The 19,930-nt window shown below is 44.5% G+C and carries 17 protein-coding genes; 15 read left to right on the top strand and 2 right to left on the bottom strand.

All coding sequences use genetic code 11. The features are described 5' to 3' along the window. The first annotated feature begins 15 nt into the window (after positions 1-15). Positions 16-951, top strand: a complete 936-nt coding sequence (locus AC1DV1_RS22865; protein WP_477363982.1) for a PorP/SprF family type IX secretion system membrane protein — start codon at positions 16-18, stop codon at positions 949-951. Between the two features lie 302 nt (positions 952-1,253). Next, positions 1,254-2,063 carry a patatin-like phospholipase family protein gene (locus tag AC1DV1_RS22870; RefSeq protein WP_477363985.1) on the top strand — a complete coding sequence of 270 codons (810 nt, stop codon included), beginning with the start codon at positions 1,254-1,256 and terminating at the stop codon, positions 2,061-2,063. Positions 2,064-2,196: 133 nt separating this feature from the next. Here AC1DV1_RS22870 and AC1DV1_RS22875 read toward each other — a convergent pair whose 3' ends face one another. Together AC1DV1_RS22875 and AC1DV1_RS22880 are read right to left on the bottom strand one after the other, a co-directional pair. After that, positions 2,197-3,516, bottom strand: a complete 1,320-nt coding sequence (locus AC1DV1_RS22875; protein WP_477363989.1) for an SGNH/GDSL hydrolase family protein — start codon at positions 3,514-3,516, stop codon at positions 2,197-2,199. A 20-nt stretch (positions 3,517-3,536) separates the two neighbouring features. Beyond that, positions 3,537-4,760 (bottom strand): OmpP1/FadL family transporter, encoded by a 1,224-nt coding sequence (locus AC1DV1_RS22880; protein ID WP_477363992.1) that lies wholly within the window; start codon positions 4,758-4,760, stop codon positions 3,537-3,539. Between the two features lie 233 nt (positions 4,761-4,993). On the opposite strand from AC1DV1_RS22880, the gene AC1DV1_RS22885 reads away from it, so the two are divergent. The 13 genes from AC1DV1_RS22885 to AC1DV1_RS22945 all read left to right on the top strand — a co-directional run bounded on the left by AC1DV1_RS22885 (position 4,994) and on the right by AC1DV1_RS22945 (position 19,878). Then, entirely contained in the window at positions 4,994-5,881 is an 888-nt protein-coding gene (locus AC1DV1_RS22885; RefSeq protein WP_477363995.1) for a helix-turn-helix domain-containing protein, read from the top strand. A gap of 369 nt (positions 5,882-6,250) precedes the next feature. Then, the gene (locus AC1DV1_RS22890) at positions 6,251-8,047 is read left to right on the top strand and encodes an acyl-CoA dehydrogenase family protein (protein WP_477363998.1); all 1,797 of its coding nucleotides are present in this window, start codon (positions 6,251-6,253) and stop codon (positions 8,045-8,047) included. Between the two features lie 329 nt (positions 8,048-8,376). After that, a complete protein-coding gene (locus AC1DV1_RS22895; protein ID WP_477364001.1) occupies positions 8,377-9,120 on the top strand; it encodes an electron transfer flavoprotein subunit beta/FixA family protein in 744 nt (247 codons plus the stop codon). A 63-nt stretch (positions 9,121-9,183) separates the two neighbouring features. Then, complete coding sequence (locus AC1DV1_RS22900; protein WP_477364004.1) at positions 9,184-10,161, top strand: electron transfer flavoprotein subunit alpha/FixB family protein; 978 nt, start codon at positions 9,184-9,186, stop codon at positions 10,159-10,161. 12 nt (positions 10,162-10,173) lie between these two features. Continuing rightward, positions 10,174-10,626 (top strand): acyl-CoA thioesterase, encoded by a 453-nt coding sequence (locus tag AC1DV1_RS22905; RefSeq protein WP_477364007.1) that lies wholly within the window; start codon positions 10,174-10,176, stop codon positions 10,624-10,626. 7 nt (positions 10,627-10,633) lie between these two features. After that, positions 10,634-10,897, top strand: coding sequence for an acyl-CoA-binding protein (locus AC1DV1_RS22910; RefSeq protein WP_477364010.1), 264 nt, complete (start codon positions 10,634-10,636; stop codon positions 10,895-10,897). A 379-nt stretch (positions 10,898-11,276) separates the two neighbouring features. Next, the gene (locus tag AC1DV1_RS22915) at positions 11,277-11,729 is read left to right on the top strand and encodes a DUF2147 domain-containing protein (protein WP_477364013.1); all 453 of its coding nucleotides are present in this window, start codon (positions 11,277-11,279) and stop codon (positions 11,727-11,729) included. A 28-nt stretch (positions 11,730-11,757) separates the two neighbouring features. Next, complete coding sequence (locus AC1DV1_RS22920; RefSeq protein WP_477364016.1) at positions 11,758-14,139, top strand: 3-hydroxyacyl-CoA dehydrogenase/enoyl-CoA hydratase family protein; 2,382 nt, start codon at positions 11,758-11,760, stop codon at positions 14,137-14,139. A 28-nt stretch (positions 14,140-14,167) separates the two neighbouring features. Then, positions 14,168-15,343, top strand: a complete 1,176-nt coding sequence (locus AC1DV1_RS22925; RefSeq protein WP_477364019.1) for an acetyl-CoA C-acyltransferase — start codon at positions 14,168-14,170, stop codon at positions 15,341-15,343. Positions 15,344-15,375: 32 nt separating this feature from the next. Continuing rightward, entirely contained in the window at positions 15,376-17,190 is a 1,815-nt protein-coding gene (locus AC1DV1_RS22930; protein WP_477364022.1) for an AMP-dependent synthetase/ligase, read from the top strand. An 8-nt stretch (positions 17,191-17,198) separates the two neighbouring features. Then, the gene (locus AC1DV1_RS22935) at positions 17,199-17,975 is read left to right on the top strand and encodes an enoyl-CoA hydratase/isomerase family protein (protein WP_477364025.1); all 777 of its coding nucleotides are present in this window, start codon (positions 17,199-17,201) and stop codon (positions 17,973-17,975) included. 6 nt (positions 17,976-17,981) lie between these two features. Further along, a complete protein-coding gene (locus tag AC1DV1_RS22940; protein WP_477364031.1) occupies positions 17,982-18,893 on the top strand; it encodes an SDR family oxidoreductase in 912 nt (303 codons plus the stop codon). A gap of 376 nt (positions 18,894-19,269) precedes the next feature. After that, complete coding sequence (locus AC1DV1_RS22945; RefSeq protein ID WP_477364028.1) at positions 19,270-19,878, top strand: porin family protein; 609 nt, start codon at positions 19,270-19,272, stop codon at positions 19,876-19,878. Positions 19,879-19,930 lie beyond the last annotated feature (52 nt).

A 19,930-nucleotide genomic window follows, 5' to 3' on the forward strand; every position in this document is an offset into this window, starting at 1 on the left:
GGCATGATGCGGGATATGAATAAGATTGATAACAACAAGTTTTCCCTGCTTGTTACATTAAGCCTGTGCCTGTTACTTATAGTAACAGGCCACAGTGCTTGTGCCCAGCAGCAAGCCTTTAGTTATACCCAGTACATGGATAACCTAACACCCTTTAACCCGGCCTATTCCCTTTTGGATAAAGCTGGATCGATCCATACCCTGGCCCGTAAACAGTGGGTGGGGATAGACGGAGCGCCGGTAACCCACCTCATCAACGGAAACCTGCCTATCGAATCTATTGACGGCGCAGCCGGATTAATTGTGTTTGACAACCGGCTGGCAATAGAACACCAGACCGAAGTAAATGCCTATTTTGCAAAAGGGATTCAACTGGACCCCGACAGTTATTTAGCGGTATCTATCAATGGCGGTATCCGTAACTATACGGCCAATTATTCATCATTGGATTCCAACGACCCCACCTTCAGGAATGATGTGCGGGGAACCAAACCTAACATTGGATTTGGCGTAATCTATTATACCGACTGGTATTACCTGGGAATCTCGGCGCCCGAGCTTACCATAACCAGTTTGGGTACCGCATCTATACAAAACAATTCCAGTTTCAAGAGCCACTATTACTTTTCGGGAGCATTGCTGACCAATATCAGCGAGGATATTAAATTTAAACCGGCAACATTGGTTGCCTACGCCAAAGGCGTGCCGCTTGTGGTTAATGTATCCGGCACGTTGTACATGAAACAGGCATTGGGCATTGGCATCAACTACAACACCGATAACGCAATGGCCGGCATTGTTACCATAAATATGAATGCTTTCCATGTAGGCTACAGCTACCAGTTTGGCACCTTATCAGCCAATTTGGGCGGCTTTAACAACGCCACGCATGAAATATCCATTAGTTACCGGTTTGGCAATGGGGCGGCATCCAATCACAACCTGCTGTAACTACAATTCCCGGCAATCTCATTTTTTAGCCTGAATTTTTTTCCGGGATGTTGTACTCACACGTGAAAGGCTAAATTTAGTGTTAACCATGATTGAATATAAGATATTGACTATCAAATACTTGAAAGTATTTTATCTGAAATGTGTTAAGTTATGTTAACCCACTTAAGATGCGTTTGCCCCGTTAAAACATATAAAAATATGATATGACAAAATTTTTAACCTTATTTGAATTAAAGTAGGCCTTATTGCCCGCACTCAAATATTGGGGCACTATAACATGGCTCACAAACAAATACACAATGAATTCAGGTATCGATCAAGGTAAGGCAAAAAAAATAGGACTGGCACTTTCGGGTGGCGGTGTAAGGGGCGTGTCGCATTTAGGTGTAATGCAGGCGCTAACAGATTATGGTATTAAATTCTCGCATATATCGGGCACAAGTGCAGGAGCAATAGCCGCGGCTTTTTTTGCCGGGGGATATGCGCCAAAAGAAATATTGCAGCTGATTAAAGACAACAGCCTGCTTAAACTTTTGCGCCCGTCTTTTGGTGGCGATGGGTTGATCTCGATATTAAAAGCCCGGTTTTTAATATCAAAATATATTCCGCATAATTCCTTCGAAAATCTCCAAACGCGCATCACCGTCTCCGCTGTCGACCTGGGGGAAGCAAAGCTGGTTTACTTTACCGATGGAGAGCTGGACATGGCGGTTTTGGCCTCGTGCTGCTTACCCGGAATTTTTAAGCCTATTACCATCAACAACCGAATGTATATAGATGGCGGTATCCTGAATAATTTTCCCGTCGAGCCGTTAGTGGGTAATTGCGACCTGATCATTGGATCATCGTGTAACCACTTACCGGTGGTTACCTCTATCAAATCATTTGGTAACCTGGTTGACAGGGCCGCTATGATAGCCATCAACTCGGGGCTTAATACCCACAAAATGTTGTGCGATATAGTTATTGAGCCACACGATTTAGGCGGTTACGGTATTTTTGATACCGATGCAGTGGATGAAATTTTTATGATAGGCTACGAAGAAGGTTTAAAAACCATCAACGGCAACGAAAAGCTAAAGGAACTTATCCCGGCGCAAAAAAAGTAAAACATGTCGCCCCAAAACAGGATAAGCTACCCGGTGATGAGTAGCTTATCCTGTTTATATAATAATCAATTGGGAATTATCAAAACAACTGTCAGATGTTCCCCAGCCTGCAAACTGAAAACCGCCAACTGCATCAAGGGAACTTAACCCCATTATAATCTGATATGTTTACCCGCGGTATAGACGAATTGTATTTATCGTTAATGGCTTTGATAAATTCATCGGCCACTATAGCATAACCGCGTGGTGTAAGGTGCACCCCATCCAGCGAGAACAGGCCTCCGCTGATATAGTTGGAATTAACACTTACCCCGTCAACCACCATTCCGTTCTGTTTTATATTTCGCAGAAAAGTGTAAGCATCAAAAATAGCCAGGCCTTTTGCTGCGGCTATCGTTTTTATGGTATTGTTATATGATGTAACATAATCTTCGGTAAGGATAGCCTCTTTTTCATCAAGTACATACTGGTTATCTATTGGCGTATAAGGGGTTAAGCCGTAAGGTAAGTTACCATAAGGTGTTGTAACCAGCTGGCCAATTTTGCTTGTCGGGAAGGTAAGCACAATAAGGTCATTGGTTGTTGCCGCGCGTGGCGCATAAGTACTACCCGAAACCAGTGCCTTGATATAAAGCGCCTTGGCAGTCGGGTTTGCTTTTTGAACTCCTGCCAGTATTGCCGAAACGGTAATGGTATTAAAATAAGGTATAGAAGTTACATCGGGTATCGTCGCAACTACACCTTTTTGCCCTTTGGAGGTAAGGGTAGTTATCAATACGTTATACAAATAGGCAAATGTATTTTTATCTGTCAATACATCGCCGGCACCGCCTGATGTAGCATAACTTAAAGCATCATTGTTCCCCAGCCAGTTTGAGAAGAAGGTGAACGGTTTTGCCATAACAAAATCAAGATAGGTGGTGGAGTTTGTTGGCGGATTTCCGGGCAGCAGGCGCTCAAAATACCCGTTAAGGTTGCCGTAAGGTGCATAGGTGATGTGCAACAGTTTAATACCCGGTACGCCGTAGTTATTAATATCGCCCGAGTATTTGGTATATAAAATAACGTTACCAAAACCCGGAACAGTTACCTGGCCACGGATACCCAGGTTTGTGGTAACCGCAGTAGTTATTGGCGTACCATCGGCATTAAAACCGGTTAACGATAAGTAACCCGATCCGTTTGATTGGGCGGTGCTGAACAAGGGTTGGGTAAATGCGCCGCCGCCCACTGCCTGCATTTGTTTACCAATAATGCTGGGGTATGATACCTGCTGCCCTGCAAGGTATAAGCCACCATCGGCATAACCCGCTGTAAGCGAATTGCCCACCGATATGTACCGCGAGAAATCAGCCGAGCCGGCAACCGGTTTTGGAGTATGGATCTCGGGCTTGCAGGCACCTAATAAAAGTAGCCCTGCAATAATATAAATATGCTGTTTAAGTGTTTTCATGTATTAATTTCTTTTAAGAATTACCAGTGATAAGCCAATGAGATACCAGGAATATATACATCAGTTTTAAATGTTCCCGATAGCTGCGATTCGATATTGGTTTGGGTACGCTGCATCAGGTGTTCATACTCAAACGAGATATCTATATCCAGGTGTTTGGCTAATGTATAACCTAAGCCCAGTGTGCCATAAACGCGGTTGGCATCAGGTGCTTCGGGCGTTACATAGCCATCTGCAACAGCTGTGCTGGCGTAGCCTCCGCCGAAACGCAGGGCAAGCTTATCTGTAGCTTTGTATTGTGCGCCGCCACGTAAACTAACAGCCTGTTGATAATTCCTGGCCGAGTGGGTGTCTTGCAAAGCCGCTGTATTGGTTTTATAATCAAATGATAATGTTTTATAGGCATCCCAGGCAACCAGGTTAACATCAAGCGCCAGGATCCACTTATTACTGGGATAAAACCCAAAGCCGATAGAATTGGTGGCCGGTAACGGAATGGTTGCAGTAAACGTATTTGGCTGCGGGAAACTGCTTTGTATTGATGTAGGTACTTTAAAAATGGCATTACCATTGGGAATGGTGGTATTCACCTGCGAACGGTGAGTTATCCCCACGGTAATACCCGATTCTGTTTTGATATATATACCGGCATTCCATCCGTAGCCTTTTCCGCTGCCTTTTAATTCGGCCTGGCCTGGTTCACCGGAGCTGTTTGCCAGGGGAATAGCACGCGTAAGGTCAACACTGCCGTGGTTATAAACAAAACCACCGCCAATACTCAGGAAATCGGCCAGTTTAATGCTTAGTGTAGGTTGAAAATAAATAGCTTTCAGATTAAGGCTTTCCAGCACGTATTTACCCTGCCAGGTATTGCCCCAATCGGTTAAACCGCCAAAGGGTGTATAAACGCCAAGCCCTAATTTCCAAAAAGACGACTTAGGACCCCAAACAGCATAAAACTCAAATGGTGTTGCAACTTTATTCAAGGTTCTGTTTTGAGTTGATGTGCCGGCCGGATTAAAATCAGATTTGAAAAATAATGGGCTTATGCCGCCCTGTATGTAGTTTTCTGGCAGCATGGCTACTGCACCGGGGTTAAAAAATACAGATGCGCCATCCTGAAGGGTACCCACCCCGGTATGGCCCATACCTATTTGCTTTTGCCCTTCCAGGTTCACCTGGAAACCCTGGGAAAAAGCCGTTAACGGTGCTATAAAAAGCATCAGAAGTAAAACTTTTCTCATAAAAATATAATTGGTTACAATAGGCAATTGCATGTAGATTACAATTGGCGGCTATCGGRAATAAAATTAGTTTGGATTGAAAAGAAAAAAAGGGCTATAATGCGGAGATATTAGTCAAAAAGTCGGATAACGCCTATATTTAAGTTAAGGGGCAAAAAATACTGTAAAACTTTCGCCGTTTTGGGGCCTTTTTTGAAAAATAGAAGAATTAAATAATTATAATTAAAACATACATGAGCAATAAGGTTGGACAATTAAGCTTATCAAAATTTGCCGATCTATATGCCGACAAGCTGGCCGGCGCTGATTTTTTTGTTGTTGACGAAAAACAGCTGTTAAGTTTGAGCGAATACCCATACAGGTCGGATGGTTATATAATAGGTATTTGCACACGCGGCACGGCCAAGGTTGAAGTTAACCTGCAGGTATACGATGCCCGGCCCGATGCTATGCTTTTGGCAACCCCTTTTCATGTGTTACGAATTTATAACAGCAGCGATGATTTTTTGTGCCGTTTTGTTGTGTTCAGTAAGGCCTTTTTAACAGAAAATAGCGTCAACAGCCACTTTTTGGAGTCATTCAGTTATTTTAAAAGCGCATCTATCCCGGTAATTTACCCCGATAACGCAGATGCCAGGATGATATTGGAAATTTACCTGTTGATCCAGAAAAAATTAGAACGTGAAGGGCATCCTTATAATGTTGAAATATCCAGGAGTACTTTAATGACACTGCTTTACGAAATACAAGCTATTTATGAAAAGCAGCACATCATTATAAAGGGTAAGCAAACCCGGAAACAGGAACTGAACGTACTTTTCCAGGAACTGGTTTTTCATCATTATAAAGAACATCGTAACGTGCAGTATTATGCCGATGCGTTGTATGTATCCCCAAAACACTTAACAGAAACCGTTAAGGAAGTTACCGGCAGAACGGCCGGCGAATGGATAGACGATGCGGTGATACTGGAGGCCAAGGTGTTACTAAGAAATCACGATGTAAGCATAGCCCGGGTAGCCGAGGATATCCATTTCCCAGATCAATCCTCCTTCGGCAAATATTTCAAAAAACATGCAGGCATGTCGCCGTCCGATTATAGGGCGGTATCGGGGCATTAAGTTGATTGGCTGATTGGGTTGGATTGGGTTTATTGAGTTGAGTTCATGAAAATCCTGAAAATCTGATAAATCTGTTTAATCCCGGTTCAGACATGAAACTGCTGCGCAACACAACACTCACAATCAACCCAATCCAACCCAATCAACCACTCACCCCACCCCAATCCGACTTTTTGACTAATATCTCCGCATTGCAGCCCTTTCTTTAGTTTATCATCGCTGCTAATTTTACTCCTGATTATAAAACCAATTGCTGCCCTTTAAACCGGGGCGCTTTTTACATGCTGATAATTACTTATATAACATAGTGATTAGTATAATCGGCTGAATTTTAAAACGGGACCAAACACAACCATTAAATACTTATTTATGAATGCCACTGAACCAATGAAAGCCATAAAAGGAGGCGAGTTTCTGATCAGGGAAACTGCTGCAGACAGCATTTTTATTCCTGAAGAATGGAATGAAGAGCAGTTAATGATTGCCGAAACATGTACCAATTTTCTTGCCCAGCAGGTAACCCCCAACCTGCAACGTATTGACGAGCAGGAGGAAGGACTGATGCGGCATTTAATGGACGAGGCCGGCGCGCTTGGGTTATTGGGCATATCGGTACCCGAAGAATATGGCGGTTTTGGTAAAGATTTTAAAACATCTATGCTGGTTACCGAGAAATTGGGGGCCGGGCATTCCTTTTCAGTGGCGTTTTCGGCACATACAGGTATAGGCACCATGCCTATATTATATTATGGTACCGAAGCGCAAAAACAAAAATATGTTCCTAAATTGGCAAGTGGCGAGTGGAAAGGCGCTTACTGCCTAACCGAACCATCTGCGGGCTCGGATGCCAACTCGGGCAAAACAAAGGCGAAGCTGTCTGCTGATGGTAAACATTATCTCATCACAGGTCAAAAAATGTGGATCACCAACGCGGGCTTCGCCGATGTATTTACCGTTTTTGCCAAAATAGATGATGATGAAAACCTGAGCGCTTTTATTGTCGAAAAAGATTTTGAAGGTCTTTCGCTGAATACCGAAGAGCACAAAATGGGTATCAAAGGGAGCTCAACCCGGCAGGTATTTTTTAACGATTGTAAAGTACCGGTGGAGAACCTGCTTTCCGAACGCCAAAATGGATTTAAGATAGCGGTTAACATATTAAACCTTGGCCGTATCAAATTAGGTGGCGGTACAGTAGGGGCAAGCAAGGATGTGATAACCGCATCAGTACGTTATGCCAATGAACGCGAACAATTTGGCCGGTCCATTTCAAAGTACGGGGCTATAAGATACAAGCTGGCCCAACAGGCTATCCGCACCTATGCTTCAGAATCGGCAGTATACAGGGCCTGTCAAAATATGGAGGAAGCTACCGAAATGTTAATGGCATCGGGGCTTGATGAAACCAAAGCCAAATTGAAAGGAACCGAGCAATATGCCATTGAAGCGGCAATCCTTAAAGTTCACGCATCCGAAGTTTTGGATTACGTAACCGACGAGGGCGTACAGATTTACGGTGGTATGGGATATAGCGCCGAGGCACCGATGGACAGGGCATACCGCGATTCGAGGATCAACCGGATTTTCGAGGGAACTAACGAAATTAACCGCTTGTTAACGGTTGATATGATGCTTAAACGCGCCATGAAGGGCGAACTTGACCTGATGGGCCCGGCCCAAAAAGTAGCAGGCGAACTGGTAAGCATCCCCGATTTTGGCGCAGCCGAAGATGACGGCCTGTTTGCTAAAGAAAAGAAATACATAGCCAATTTTAAAAAGGCCATATTGATGGTAGCAGGTGGTGCCGTGCAAAAACTGATGACACAACTTGGTAAAGAGCAGGAAGTGCTAATGAACCTGGCCGATATGCTGATAGAGCTTTACGTGAGCGAATCGTTGCAACTGCGGGTAGAAAAACTGGTTGGTTTAAGAGGAGAAGAAGCTTGCAAAGAACAGCTGGATATCATGCGCGTATATATTAACGATGCGGCAGAACATCTTGCAAAAGCCGGCCGGGAGGCGTTAAACTCGTTTGCCGAAGGCGATGAAAGAAGAATGATGCTGATGGGGCTTAAACGCTTCACCAAAACAGAAGATTTTAATACCACCCAGGCACGCAGGAATGTTGCAGCAAAACTGATAGCCGAAAATAAATATTGTTTTTAAGCCGGCGAAAGCCTTACGAAGTTTTCAAAACTTCGTAAGGCTGGGATTCTGAGGGAGGAACGACGTCTATCGCATTGCGGCGACGACTCACCCCGACATCGCTACGCTTGTCACCCCTCTCTCCGCTTCGCGCATAGAGGGGGTAAATAAAGAAAAAATGAGCTTCACCCTCTTTGCGGCTTTAGCCGGAGAGAGGGTCGGCCAGCGCAGCGTAGCCGGGGTGAGAGTCGTAACCAGCGTTCAACCGAATGTTCATGTAAATCCTAACACTTCACGGGTAGCCCGCTCCCCATTTTAACAACATCAACCTAAAAAATAAAAATCTAATAATGAAAGTATTAGTTTGTATAAGCCAGGTACCAGATACCAGTACTAAAATTGTATTAAAAAATAACGATACCGCCATCAGCAGCGATGGTGTTACTTACGTAATTAACCCTTACGATGAATGGTATGCCCTCATCCGGGCAATTGAACTAAAAGAAACAGGTATAGCTACCGAGGTTCACCTTGTAACTGTTGGTTATGCCAATGTCGAGCCTGTGATCAGGAAAGCCCTGGCATTGGGTGGCGATGAAGCCGTCCGCATTGATGCCGATAGCAATGATCCTTACGAAACCGCCGGTTATATAGCGGAGTATGCTGCCGGGGGCGGTTACGACCTTATTTTATGCGGCAAAGAATCTATCGATTACAATAATGGTACTACAGGCGCTATGTTGGCCGGATTGCTGGATATCAATTACATTGGTTTTGCAACGAGTATACAAGTGGAAGGTAATACGGCAGTGGTAACCCGTGAAATAGAAGGCGGCGAGGAAACCGATGCCTGTAACTTACCCGTGGTAATATCCTGCCAAAAAGGTGTTGCCGAGGCGCGCATACCCAATATGCGTGGTATAATGGCTGCGCGTACACGTCCGTTAAAGGTTGTTGTGCCTGCAAAAATAACACCGCTTACCCAAATATTAGCTTATGAATTACCGCCAGCCAAAGCCGGGATTAAACTGGTAAGCCCCGATAATATGGACGAACTGGTAGCATTGCTGCATACCGAAGCCAAAGTAATCTGATAGCTGATTTTTATTGTCCGGTTACCTGTACCGGGCATTTTTCAAACCAAAAAACTTAAAAAAATGTCTGTAATTGTATTGATAGAACATACCGGGGGAACGATTAAAAAGAAAAATTTTGAGGCGCTACACTATGCCGCGCACATAGCTAAACAAACGGGTACCACGGTAACTGCCCTGGTTTTAGGCACCGTTACCGCTGCCGAAATGGAAGGCCTTGGCGAATATGGCGCTCAAAAAGTATTGCATGTTGCTGATAGCCGTTTAGATAAACTGCATGCACGGGCTTACGCCGGCGCATTGATAGCCGCAGCGCAAAAGGAAGGCAGTAAAATAATTGTAACGCTTCATGATATCGGTGGCAGGATGGTTGCACCCCGGGTGGCCGTGAAATTAGGGGCCGGTCTGGTGGCGGGTGCATTGTCGTACCCGGATACCGAAAAAGGATTTGTGATTAAAAAAGCCGTATTCTCGGGCAAAGCATTCGCCTATGTGAATATTTTAAGCGATGTAAAGGTAATTATGCTGATGCCGAATACTTTCCAGGCGGTTAAAATTGAAGGGAAAGCAGTTGTAGATCAATTGGATGTAAGCTTTAGCGAAGAAGATTTTGGCGTAAAAGTGAAAGCAGTAAATAAAGTGACCGGCGAGGTGGCGCTTGCTGATGCCGAACTGGTTGTCTCAGGCGGTCGCGGCATGAAAGGCCCCGAAAACTGGGGCATACTGGAAGAGCTGGCAAAAGAACTGGGGGCTGCCACAGCCTGCTCACGTCCGGTGGCCGATTCGCATTGGCGACCACATCACGAGCATGTTGGCCAAACAGGCGGTACAGTTCGCCCTAATTTATATATAGCGGTAGGCATCTCAGGCGCTATACAACACCTGGCGGGTGTTAACGGTTCAAAAACCATTGTCGTAATTAACAAAGATCCCGAAGCTCCTTTTTTTAAAGCAGCCAATTACGGTGTTGTGGGGGATGCAATGGAGATTTTACCAAAGCTGACGGCCGCCGTCAGGAAGTTTAAGCAACAGCACAAATAAAATAATAGGGTTATGGAATTTTTTTATGAAGGCCAGGTATTATGGTCGCAAATAGATTCAAACCAGCACATGCGGCACTCTGCTTATGCCGATTTTGCAGCGCAGGCGCGTATAACCATGCTGGAAAACCTGGGTTTAAAACTCCCCAAACTTTACGAATATAAAATAGGGCCCGTACTGTTCAGGGAGGAATTGATTTACCTGCGCGAGATTGGGATTAACGACCTGATCCGGGTAAGCTGCGAACTTGTAAGCTCGCGGCCCGATGGTTCCCGCTGGTCGATAAGGCACGAGTTATACCGCGGCGATGGCGTTAAAGCCGCTATAGTAAATGCCGAAGGTGCCTGGATAGATATGGAAAAACGCAGGCTTGCCATATTACCCGCAGAACTAAGCCAGATGTTTATGAATGCACCCCGGAGTAGTGATTATATTGAAGAACGCAATACCGCCAGTAACCAATAATTTAACCATGACTGATTTAAAAGACGCCTTTGAAAAAGCGGTTGCCGAAAGCAAGCAACTGTCATCGAAACCGGATAACGAAACACTGTTAAGCTTATATAGCCTGTACAAACAGGCAACAGAAGGCGATATTAATACCCAAAATACCCCAGGTATGTTTGATTTTGTGGCCAAAGCAAAATATGACGCCTGGCTAAAACTGCAAGGTATGGCGGCCGACGTTGCGATGCAGTTATATATCAATTTAGTAGCAACCCTGAAAGGCGGATAGTCTTGAGTTGGATGTCCTAAGTCAAAAATGACACTTCCGACTTAAGACTTCCGACTTAGGACTTCTGACTTAGAACTTCCGACTTAATATTATTTAGTAACGCAATTATCAAACAAAAGAGGTTAACTTTAATTTCCGAAATATTGACAAATGTTTCCGTCGTTTAGACCTTTGTTAAGCGCCGCATAAGCTGATATTTGTTATTATAAACCATCCCGTTAATTGGCGGGGCTAAATTATCTTAATCATTTTATAATTCTACCTGTTTCTTTTGAAGAGACGGCTTCTGATGCCGGGATTGCTTTTTTGTAAATCTGAAAAGCATGGATATGCCTCAAAAAAAAGAGATGGTTTTTTTGTAAAAATAACACCTGAAGCAATGTCTGTATCAAAAAAACAACCTATCCGTTTTGCACTAATCCTGCTAACTCTGTTATCGGTAAGCGTATGCGTAAAAGCACAGGCAGACAGAATTGAGGGCATGTGGTATAATGATGTAAAAAGCGCCAAAATCCAGATCACTAAAGAGAGCAATGGTAAGTTTTATGGCAAGGTGGTGTGGCTTAAAGAACCCCTTAAAAACGGTAAACCAAAAGTTGACGAAATGAACGTTGACGAAAAATTGCGTACAAGGCCCCGGTTGGGTTTACCTGTATTGGCCGATTTTGAAAAAGACGGCGACGACAAGTATACAGGCGGCACTATTTATGATCCCCTGAACGGTAAAACGTACTCCTGCAAAATAACCTATAAAGGTAAAACCTTAGATATCCGCGGCTACATAGGCATTTCGCTGTTTGGGCGTACAACTACCTGGTCGCGGGCCGAATAAATAAAAATTTAATAAACAAGCTTTACTGATGGATGCTAAACGAATTATAAAAAAAGTTGCAGTACTGGGGTCGGGAGTGATGGGCAGCCGCATAGCCTGCCATTTCGCCAATACCGGCGTACAGGTACTGTTGCTTGATATTGTACCTAAAGATGCCCCGCCGGACGATAAAAAGGCCCGGAATAAAATTGTTAATGATGCGCTGGATTTTGCCTTAAAATCCAATCCATCGCCCATTTACCTTAAATCATTTGCCAAACGTATCACTACCGGGAATTTTACCGACGATATGCCCAAAATTGCCGATTGCGATTGGGTTATTGAAGTAGTTGTTGAACGGCTTGATATTAAACGCCAGGTATTTGAAACGGTAGAAAAATACAGGAAACCCGGCACGCTCATTACATCAAACACATCCGGTATCCCCATACATTTAATGGCCGAAGGCAGGAGCGATGATTTTAAAAAGCATTTTTGCGGCAGCCACTTTTTTAACCCGCCCCGGTATTTAAAATTATTGGAGATCATCCCCATAAAAGAAACATTAGGTAGCGTTGTTGATTTTTTGATGGACTATGGCAGCAAGTACCTTGGCAAAACCACCGTTTTGGCTAAAGATACCCCTGCATTTATAGGCAACCGCATAGGAGTGTTCAGCATCATGAGTGTGCTGCAATACGTAGAGAAAACCGGTATGACGGTGGAAGAGGTTGATAAGCTAACCGGGCCGGTAATCGGTCATCCAAAATCGGCAACGTTCCGCACCAATGATGTGGTGGGCTTAGATACCATGGTACACGTTGCCAATGGCCTTTATCAAAACGCGCCAGACGATGAAGCAAGAGAGTTATTTAAGGTGCCATCATTTGTAGATGGCATGGTGAAAAACAACTGGCTGGGCAGTAAAACAGGCCAGGGGTTTTATAAAAAGGAAAAAGCTGACGGCGTAAACCAGTTTTACGCGCTCGATTTAAAAACGCTGGAATATAAGCCTTCTCAGAAAGTGAAATTCGCCTCGCTGGAAAGCACCAAGACGGTTGACAGTCTCCCGGCCCGGCTGAAAATATTAATCGCTGCAAAAGATAAAGCCGGTGATTTTTACCGGGCAACGTTTTACGAGTTATTTGCTTACGCCGGCAATCGTATTCCCGAAATAGCCGACGAGCTTTATAAAATAGATGCAGCCACAAAGGCAGGCTTTGGCTGGGAACTGGGACCCTTTGAAAAATGGGACGCACTGGGTGTTGAAGATACCGTAAAAGCCATGGAAGCGGCAGGTGCTAAACCTGCCCAATGGGTATATGACATGCTTGCGGCCGGCGCAAAAAGCTTTTACAAAATTGAGAACGGAAAACGCTTGTATTACGATATTCCGGCTAAAGGTTACAAAACCATTCCGGGTACCGAAGGACTTATTTTGCTGGATACCATCCGCGCCACAAATACCGTATGGAAAAACAGCGGAACTACCATTACCGATATTGGCGATGGTATACTAAACCTGGAGTTTCATACTAAAATGAATACCATAGGAGGCGAGGTAATTGAAGGCATTAACAAAGCCATTACCCTTGCCGAAACCAGCTATAAAGGCCTGGTAATATCAAACGAGGGAGCCAATTTTAGCGCGGGGGCAAATGTAGGTATGATATTTATGATGGCGGTTGAACAGGAGTTTGACGAGCTGAACATAGTAGTGAAAACCTTCCAAAATACCATGATGCGGATCCGTTACTCGGCTATCCCGGTGGTGATAGCGCCTCACCAGATGGCTTTGGGCGGTGGCTGTGAAATGTGCCTGCATGCCGATAAGGTAGTAGCACATGCCGAGTTATATATGGGTTTGGTAGAATTTGGCGTTGGTTTGATACCGGGCGGCGGCGGAACAAAAGAATTTGCCCTGCGGCTTTCAGACGAGTTACAGGAAGGCGATGTAGAGCTGAATAATTTCCGCGACAGGTTTTTGACCATTGGCCAGGCAAAAGTATCCACATCGGCCTATGAGGCTTTTGAGTTTGGGTACCTTAAAAAGGGTAGGGATGTGGTAGTGGTATCGCGCGATAGGTTGCTTGCCGAAGCAAAGCAGCAATGTCTGCAAATGGCAAATGAGGGATATGTGCAGCCTATTCCGCGCAGTGATATCAGGGTATTGGGCAAACAAGCCCTTGGTCTCGGATATGTGGGCGCTAATACCATGTACAGCGGCAACTACATTAGCCAGCACGACGTAAAAATATCCCAGAAGCTGGCCTATGTGCTTTCGGGAGGTGATCTGTCTCAACCCTCGATAGTAAGCGAAGAGTATTTGCTTGGCCTGGAGCGTGAAGCCTTTATTTCGCTTTGCGCCGAAAAGAAAACGCTTGAACGGATCCAATCTATTTTAACAGGCGGAAAAGTGTTAAGGAACTAAGTTTTAATAAGTATAAAATCTCGATAAAATGAACGCATACATAGTGGCAGCCAGCCGCAGCGCTGTTGGAAAAGCTACCCGGGGTGGATTTAGGTTTACCCGGCCGGATACGCTTGCCGCAGATGTTATCAGGCAATTAATGGCATCGGTGCCTAATGTTGATAAGGAGCAGATAGACGATGTGATTGTGGGCAACGCAACCCCCGAGGCCGAACAGGGCTTAAACGTAGCCAGGCTTATCTCGTTAATGGCATTGGATACCGATAAAGTACCCGGAATGACGGTAAATCGCTACTGCTCATCCGGCCTGGAAACTATCGCGATAGCATCGGCAAAAATACACAGCGGCATTGCCGATTGTATTATTGCAGGCGGTGTAGAAAGCATGAGCCTGATCCCGATGGGGGGCTGGCGCATTGTGCCAAATGCCGACGTTGCCCTGGCGCACCCTGATTATTACTGGGGGATGGGCCTTACAGCCGAGGCCGTGGCAAAAGAATACAATGTCAGCCGCGAAGAGCAGGATCAATTTGCTTATAACTCACACCAAAAAGCTATCAATGCCATCAAAGCGGGTAAGTTTAAAGATGAAATAGCCCCGGTAAATATAGTAGAAACCTATATTGACGAAAGCGGGAAGAAAAAGACAAGGGAGTTTAAGGTAGATGTGGATGAAGGGCCGCGTGCCGATACATCCATTGATGCATTGGCCAAGCTAAAACCCGTGTTTGATGCAAAAGGGATGGTTACAGCCGGCAACTCATCGCAAACAAGTGATGGTGCGGCCTTTGTAATGGTGGTGAGCGAACGGTTTTTAAAAGCGAACAATCTTAAGCCCATTGCAAGGCTGGTTAATTACGCTGTTGCAGGCGTACCGCCGCGTATTATGGGGATAGGGCCATTGGTAGCTATACCCAAAGTACTAAAAATGGCCGGGATGAAACAGCAGGATATTGACCTGATAGAGTTAAATGAGGCATTTGCATCACAGTCATTAGCTATCATTAAAGGGTTGGAACTTGATCCCGAAATAGTAAATGTAAATGGCGGCGCTATAGCGCTTGGCCATCCGCTTGGCTGCACAGGTGCCAAGCTTTCGGTTCAGCTTTTTAATGAATTAAAAAGGCGTGAAAAAAAATATGGTATAGTTACCATGTGTGTAGGCACCGGGCAAGGCGCAGCGGGTGTATTTGAATTACTATAAAGGGCAACCTTTATTTAAATAATTGTTGCAATATGGAAAACGCGACAAGACTATTTGATTGCATGGACACTCAGGCCAAGGCGCCGGGGGCAAATTTCCTGAATGCAAAAGAGAACGGTGCCTGGAAGGCGTACAGCACCAAAGAGGCGCATGATTTAATTTACCAATTATCCGTTGCTTTATTGAATCTGGGCGTTTCGGCTGGTGATGGTACCACCGAAGGGCGTGATAAAATTGGACTGATCAGCAACGGCAGGCCCGAATGGGTAATAACCGACCTGGCAGTGCAGCAAACAGGGGCCATATTGGTGCCGTTATACCCTAATACAGGCACTAAGGAGATTGAGCAAATATTAAATGAAGCCGAAGTTAAATACCTGTTTATAAGCAGTAAAGATTTATGCGATAAGGTTGAAGAGGTACGCTTACATGTCCCATCGTTAAAAGGCATTTTTACTTTTGACCACATAGATGGCTGTATGCATTGGAGTATATTGCTAAAACCTTTAACAGAAGGCTACCGCCAACAAATTAATAAAATAAGCGATAAGATTACCCAAAATGATATCGCTACCATCATTTATACTTCCGGAACTACCGGCCGGCCCAAAGGTGTAATGCTTACCCATAAAAATATCATGAGTAACGCCATAGCATCGGGCGAAGTGCTTGCCCGGATACCACTGAAAGAAAAATGTGTTTTAAGCTTTTTGCCCCTCAACCACATTTTTGAAAAAATGTGTACCTATGTTTATCTCTTCAATGGTTTTTCTATTTACTATGCCGAGAATATGGATACCATTGGGGCGAACTTGAAAGAGGTAAAACCTTCTCTTTTTACAGCCGTTCCGCGTTTGCTCGAAAAAGTGTTTGAAAAAATTATGGTAGAGGGCCAGAAACTAACCGGTGTTAAAAGAAAGATCTTTTTTTGGGCGGTAAAAGTGGCCGAAGCGTATGAAATTAATAACAGCAGCCCGGGGTACAAAATTAAACTTGCCATAGCCGATAAACTGGTGTTTAGCAAATGGCGTAACGCAATAGGGGGCAATATAAAATCGATAGTAGTTGGTAGCTCGGCCTGTCCTATTAAGCTCGAGAGGATTTTCACCGCAGCCGGCATTGTTATTTTGGAAGGTTACGGGCTTACCGAAACTTCGCCCGTAATCGCCGTTAACCGTTATGAAAAAAGCGGCAGAAAATTTGGTACCGTAGGTCCTTTGTTAAATGGCGTGCAGGCTAAAATAGCAGCCGACGGCGAAATCCTTTGCAAAGGCCCTAACGTTATGGCCGGGTATTATAAAAACCCCGAACTTACGGCTGAAGTGATAGAAGACGGTTGGTTTCACACCGGCGATATCGGCGAACTGGATAAGGATTCCTTCCTGAAGATAACTGATCGCAAAAAAGAGATATTTAAAACATCCGGCGGCAAATACGTGGCCCCGCTGCCCATCGAAAATAAAATGAAAGAAAATTATTTTATTGAACAGATGATGGTATGCGGTTCGGAGAGGAAGTTTGTTTCGGCGCTGATTGTACCTTCTTACACGCATTTAAAGCCCTGGTGTAAACAAAACGAAATTTCGTATTCGTCCAACAGGGAACTGGTTAAAAATGCCAGGGTGATTGAACTTTATCAATCAATCGTTAATACTTATAACCCCGAATTTAACCATGTGGAACAGGTGAAAAAAATAACCTTGCTTCCTGATGAATGGTCGATAGATAGTGGTGAGCTTACGCCAACGGGGAAAATGAAACGAAAGGTAATAGCCGAAAAGTACAAAACCCAGATAGATAAAATGTATCCCAGCGAAGTGAGCGATAACCCAACCCTTGTAAATTGATTTAGCAGATGAAAACATTTCAAACAACAATACAGGGCAGATTGGTAATAATTTCGCTCGATAGGGGTCGCTCAAATGCTATAAATCATCAAATGGTTAATGAACTGGCCGATTGTATCAAAAAACTGGAAGATGATGATAACGTGGGCGGGGTTATTTTAACCGGCAAGGAAGGTTTCTTCTCGTCGGGGATAGACCTGGTTGAGGCTTATGACTATAATGAACAGGAAAGCCGCGAGTTTTGGGTTGATTTTTTGGTGCTTCAAAACGTTTTAGCAGCATTCAGGAAACCAATTGTTGCTGCTATAAGTGGTCATAGTCCGGCCGGTGGCTGCATATTAGCCATTTGCTGCGATTACCGGGTAATGGCGTCAGGGGCGTTCATCATTGGGCTAAATGAAATCCCCGTAGGTATTATTGTGCCCGATACTGTTTTTAATTTGTATTCATTTTGGCTTGGTCGGCGTAAAGCGTATCAGTATTTAATGGAAGGTAAACTGCTCAAGGTAGATGAAGCGCTGGAAGCTGGTTTGATTGACGAAATTGCCGCGCCGGATGGCTTAATGAATGCTGCTGTACAAAAAGTAACTGCCTATATGAAGCTAAACCCTGTTACCTGGAGCGCGAGTAAATTGAATTTGCGTAAACAGTTGATAAGCAGGTTAAAGACAGATCAAACCGATACGATAAGCAAGATGCTGGAACAATGGTGGGCCCCGGCAACCAGGCAAAGTCTGCAAATGATGATCCAGAATTTAAAATCAAAAAAAACCGCATCTAATTAATTGATGATGACAGATCCGACAATTCCAAATAACGCTACAACACCCAATCCTGCAACTACCGGCGGCATGTTAAAGGACGATGCCCTGAAGGGGAAAACCATTATTATAACGGGTGGCGGAACTGGTTTGGGTAAGGCGATGGGCACCTACTTTTTGCAGTTGGGCGCCAACMTGGTTATCACCAGCCGCAAACTGGATGTGCTGCAGCAAACCGCTGCCGAAATGGAATCTGCAACCCATGGCAAAGTATTGCCAATTGCCTGCGATGTACGAAAATATGACGAAGTTGAAAAGATGCTGCAACAAGCCATAGAAACTTTTGGCCGGGTAGATGTACTGTTGAATAACGCGGCGGGTAATTTTATTTCGCCCACCGAGCGCCTGTCGGCAAACGCATTTTCGGCCATTATTGATATTGTGTTAAAAGGTTCGGCCAATTGTTCACTGGCTTTGGGCAAATACTGGATTGGTGAAAAAATACCCGGTAACATACTGAATATTATTACCACCTATGCTTTTACAGGTTCGGCTTATGTTGTACCCTCGGCTTGTGCAAAGGGAGGCGTGCTGGCCATGACCAGGTCACTGGCGGTTGAGTGGGGCCGGCACGGCATCAGGACAAACGCGATTGCGCCCGGCCCGTTTCCAACCAAAGGAGCCTGGGAACGATTACTTCCGGGAGACATGGCTCAAAAATTCGATTTTAAAAATCGGGTGCCCCTCAAACGGGTAGGTGAGCACCAGGAGCTGGCCAACCTTGCCGCTTTCCTGGTATCCGATTTTTCGGGTTATATCAATGGCGAGGTAATTACCATAGATGGCGGCGAATGGCTGCAAGGCGCCGGCCAGTTCAGCGCACTTGAAATGATACCTCCCGAAATGTGGGACGATATTGAAAAATCTACCCGCTCGGCATAGCTTTTATTGAAAAGACCGATAATTTAACCTAAGGCTAATTTTGACCATGTAGAAACATCCGCCCGGATACTACAATGATTAGTCACTTACATATTGTGGTAACTTGTATCATAAAGAATGAGAGTCTACTAACTCAAATTGAAGTCTGTAATTGCATCAAGTACTCGGTTGCGGCTTACCACGTCACGTACAAATTCACCTTAAAAAAGATATCAAGGCTTTTAGTTGAATCTTTTATATCCCGCTTCCGGCCCAACTTTGCCCGCTTCGTTCAGATTTTGCTGTAATGCCGCCCCTTTACTGCTCACCTTTGATCTAAATGAAGCAGCCAGCCAGTAGGCGGCACTTAAAAAAGGTCAAAACAAAAGAACAATTTATGAAAAAGCTATTATCAATGTTAGTCGTTTTGGTTGCGATATCAATCAAAGGTTTCAGTCAAACAACTTCCGAGAGTCAGAGTTTCGGTCAAAAGCTGATGAAAAAATTAGAATTCGGCATTACTGCAGGAGGGAACTATAGTAATTTTACAAGCGCCAATTTTCCTACAGATCCATTACCTGGCTTCCATGCCGGACTTACGGTTGCCTATAAGTTTACAGATAACTTTATGGTGCAGGAGGAGTTTTTATACTCCCTGCAGGGCGCCAAAGTTAAGGGTGGCACGCTTGGCACACAGGATATAAAACTTTCCTATGCTTCTGTCCCAATCCTTTTTAAATACCGTACTAACTCAGGTTTCTTTGTTGAGGCAGGCCCACAGGCCAGTTTTAAGGTAAAAGAAGACCTTGGCGGTATAACCGATGCGAAATTTGCTAAAAAGATTGATTTTGGCATGGCCGGTGGTCTTGGCTATCAGTCTAAAATTGGTTTGGGGATCGGTGCCAGGTACGTTTATGGATTACAAAAAGTACAGGAAACGCCTTCTGCTATTTTAGGCGACTTCAAGAATAATAGTATCCAGGCCAGTATTTTCTACGTTTTTTAACGGAATCTACCTCAAAAATCTATATATATAATAATGAACGTCCCGGTTGCAC

Source organism: Mucilaginibacter sp. P4_D1, assembly GCF_056401935.1.